This window comes from Actinomadura miaoliensis, from assembly GCF_039536785.1.
GTDB lineage: Bacteria > Actinomycetota > Actinomycetes > Streptosporangiales > Streptosporangiaceae > Spirillospora > Spirillospora miaoliensis.
This window is the reverse complement of record NZ_BAAAZG010000012.1, coordinates 191,223-194,646: the sequence shown is the minus strand read 5'-3', so window position 1 is coordinate 194,646 and position 3,424 is coordinate 191,223. Positions and strand designations below refer to the sequence as shown.

The 3,424-nt window shown below is 67.9% G+C and carries 2 protein-coding genes; both read right to left on the bottom strand.

What is annotated here, in order from left to right:
• Nucleotides 1-39: 39 nt before the first annotated feature.
• Nucleotides 40-1,788: an ABC transporter substrate-binding protein gene (locus ABD811_RS11555; protein WP_344945122.1), complete on the bottom strand. Its 1,749-nt coding sequence runs from the start codon at nt 1,786-1,788 to the stop codon at nt 40-42.
• A 38-nt stretch (nt 1,789-1,826) separates the two neighbouring features.
• Nucleotides 1,827-2,822 carry an ABC transporter permease gene (locus ABD811_RS11550; RefSeq protein WP_344945118.1) on the bottom strand — a complete coding sequence of 332 codons (996 nt, stop codon included), beginning with the start codon at nt 2,820-2,822 and terminating at the stop codon, nt 1,827-1,829.
• Nucleotides 2,823-3,424 lie beyond the last annotated feature (602 nt).

Below are 3,424 nucleotides of genomic sequence, written 5' to 3'. Positions count from 1 at the left end.
GCCTTCACCTGCTTTCGTTCAGCGAGTGGTGTCGGGGCCTCAGCCGCTCAGGCCGAGCGTGGAGTAGTTGTACATGCCGTAGCCCTCGTGGAAGAAGACGTTGGTCAGCTTCTCCGGGCGGTACAGCAGCGACTTGGCGTACACGTTGGGGATGGCACCGGCCTCCTTGCGGAAGATGTCATCCACCTGGTTGTACATCTGGGCGCGCTGGTTGCGGTCGGCGATGTTCATCACGTCGTCCCAGATCTTGTTGACCTGGGCGTTGTCGAACAGGCCCGGGTTGGCGTTGCCGGACTCGACGATCGCGTCCTTGTCGGTGATCGCCTGCAGGTAGCCGTAGCCGGTCGGCCAGTCGGCGTGCCAGCCGTAGGTGCCGACGCCGATGCCCTCCTTCTCCACGAAGGACGGCGAGCCGAACTGGTCGTTGGTGTAGGTGTTGGCCGGGTAGCCCTGCAGGTTCAGCTTGATGCCGACGCGGCCCAGCGACTGCTGCAGCGCCTCGGCGACGGCCTTCTCCTTCGGCCGGTCGCTGCGGTAGACCATCTTGGTCTCGAAGCCGTTGGGCTTGCCGCACCGCTGCAGCGCCTGCTTGGCCTGCTCGACGTCGCCGGTGTAGCCCTTCTCGGCCTTGGTGTAGTGGTCGGTGCCCTTCTGGCGGCCCTCGATGTTCGGCGGCATGATCGAGGTGGCCAGCTCGCCGCCGACGTCACCGCCGTAGGCGCGCCACATCGCGTCGCGGTTGGCGGCCCACACCATCGCCTTGCGGCACTCCACCGGGATCAGCTTGGTGTTGATCGGGTTGTACCAGCTGAAGCCGCCGGGCGGGTTGTCGGCGTTCTCACGCTTCTTGGGGTCGGTGAGGATCGCCTTGCGGGCGTTCTCCTGCACGCCGGTGCCCGGCAGGTCCACGTGGATCTGCCCGGACATCAGCTGGTTGTCCAGCTCGTCGGCGTTCATGCCGGCGACCAGCTGGATGCTGTCGGGCAGCTGCTTGCGGTTGGGGTCGGTGGACTGGTCCCACTGGTCGTTGCGGACCAGCGTGCCGCCCTTGCCGGGCTCGTAGTCCTTCTCCCACTTGTAGGGGCCGGACGACACCGGGTGCAGGCCGTACCGCTCGCCCTTGTCCTTGCTCTGCGGCACCGGCGCGGTCTGGCCGCTGAAGGTCACCAGCTCGTTGAACTCGGCGAACGGCTTCTTGAGGTGGAAGACGACGGTGTAGTCGTCGGGGGTGGTGACGCCCTTGAAGTGGTCGAGGTTCTTGTCCTTGTAGGGACCCTTGTACCCCTCGGCGTCCAGGAGGGTGGAGAAGTAGCTCGGACCGTTGCGCAGCACGCCGCGGTCGAACGTACGGGCCACGGCGTAGCGGATGTCCTTCGCCGTGATCTCCGTGCCGTCCTCGTACTTCAGGCCCTTCTTCAGCTTGTAGGTCCAGGACTTGCCGTCGGCGCTGGCCTGGCCGAGGCCCTCGGCCAGGTCCGGGACCGGCTGCCAGCCCTCGGTGCCGGGCTTGGCCGGGTAGGTCAGCAGCATCCGCGAGTACAGCCGGACGAAGTTGTTCGCCCAGGCGTAGTACATGTCGCCCGGGTCGATCGAGTCGATGTCGGAGCTGGTCGCCATCTTCAGGGCGCCGCCGCGGCGGTCCGACGGGTTGTGGATCTTGCCGATCGCGGCGTTGCTGACCGAGGTGCTGGCGCTGCCGCCTTCGTCGTCGCCGCCTCCGCACGCCGACACCAGGCTGAGCGCCAGTGCGCCGGCGGCCGCGGTCGCAAGGACCTTGGGCCTTCTCATGAGCTCCCTTTCAACTATGACGGTCGTCCCCGCGGGGGTCAGCGGGTCCGGGGGTCAAGTGCGTCGCGCAGTCCGTCGCCGAACACGTTGAAGGCCATGACGGTGACGAAGATCGCGACACCGGGGATGACCACGTAGTAGGGCGCGATCTGGTAGGTGCTGATCGCGGTGGTCAGCATGCCGCCCCACGACGGCGTGGGCGGCTCGATGCCGACGCCCAGGAACGACAGCGCCGCCTCGAACAGGATGTTCGTGGGGATCATCAGGGTGGCGTACACCAGGATCGGCGCGACCAGGTTCGGCAGGATCTCGCGGACGATGATGTACGGGGCGCGGGCGCCCATCGAGCGGGCGGCGTCGACGAACTCGCGTTCGCGCAGCGACAGCGTCTGGCCGCGCACGATCCGGCCGATGTAGGGCCAGCTGAAGAAGCCGATGATGAACACCAGCATCGCGATCCGCAGTCCGTTGCCGCTCAGGCCCAGCATCGACTCGGGCAGCACGCCGACGATGGCGATGGAGAACAGCAGCAGCGGGAAGGCCAGGAACACGTCCATCACGCGCGCGATCACGGCGTCGACCCAGCCGCCGAAGTATCCGGCGATGACGCCGAAGGCGGTGCCGATGACCGCGGCGACCACGGTGGCCAGGAAGCCGACCAGCAGGGACACGCGCGAGCCGTAGACGATGCGGCTGAACAGGTCGCGGCCGGTGGTGGGCTCGAGGCCGAGCAGGAAGTCGCCGCTCATGCCGCCCATCGGCTTCATGGGGGCGCCCAGCGTCGGGTCGATGAGCTCCTGGTGGTACTCGTTGGGCGGGTGCCCGAACAGTTTCACCAGCAGCGGCGCGAAGATCGCCATCAGCACCAGCAGGATGATCAGCACGCCGCCGGTCATGGCGACCTTGTCGCGCCGTAGCCGCAGCCAGGCGATCTGCCCGAGCGAGCGGCCCTGGATGGCCTTGCGCCCGACCCCCTCGAGGACGGCGTCCGGCTGGGCCGATTCGGCCCCGGACACCTCGATCGGTGCGGTCACGCTGCGTACCTCCTACCGTTCGGCCACGTCGCCGCCGGCGCACGCGCCGCGAGCGCGGGATCTCCGCACCGCATGCCCGTTACGCCGTGTTTTGCTGAGGGAAACCTAGTCCTTCGGCCACGACTGTCCATCCGCGAACCCGCGTCTGCCAGTACCCGTTTCTGACTTGTGATCTCGTCGTCATCTGGGGCACACGCGATCCGCACAATGGAAGCGACAAACCGCCCAGATCGTACGCTCGGTCACGAGCAGCCGGAGCCACCGGGGGTGTTCCGGCCCGCAAGCTTTATCGTTCCGAAGCCGATTCGATATCGATTCGGCGCAGGTCAGGGCCGCGTGACGGGAGTTGCTTGCGTGAGCGCCGACTCTGCCGTGACCAACGAGAAACGGCCGGGACATCGCGTCCCGGCCGTTCGCCGGCCTCGCCGCGCCACCGGCGCGACCACCGCCCGCGTCCCCGGCCGCCACCGTCGGCGCGGCCGCGCGGGCCCCCTGCTACTTGATGCCGCGGTTGCGGAGGATCTCCTCGATCTCCGCCATCTCCGGGTCCAGCCCGGCGGGCCGCGCCTTCTCCACGGCCCTGCCCTTGCTCTTCGGCGCGG

Coding starts and splice junctions, on each gene's coding strand:
- ABD811_RS11555 (WP_344945122.1), bottom strand. CDS start 1,788: ATGAGAAGGCCCAAGGTCCTTGCGACCGCGGCCGCCGGCGCACTGGCG.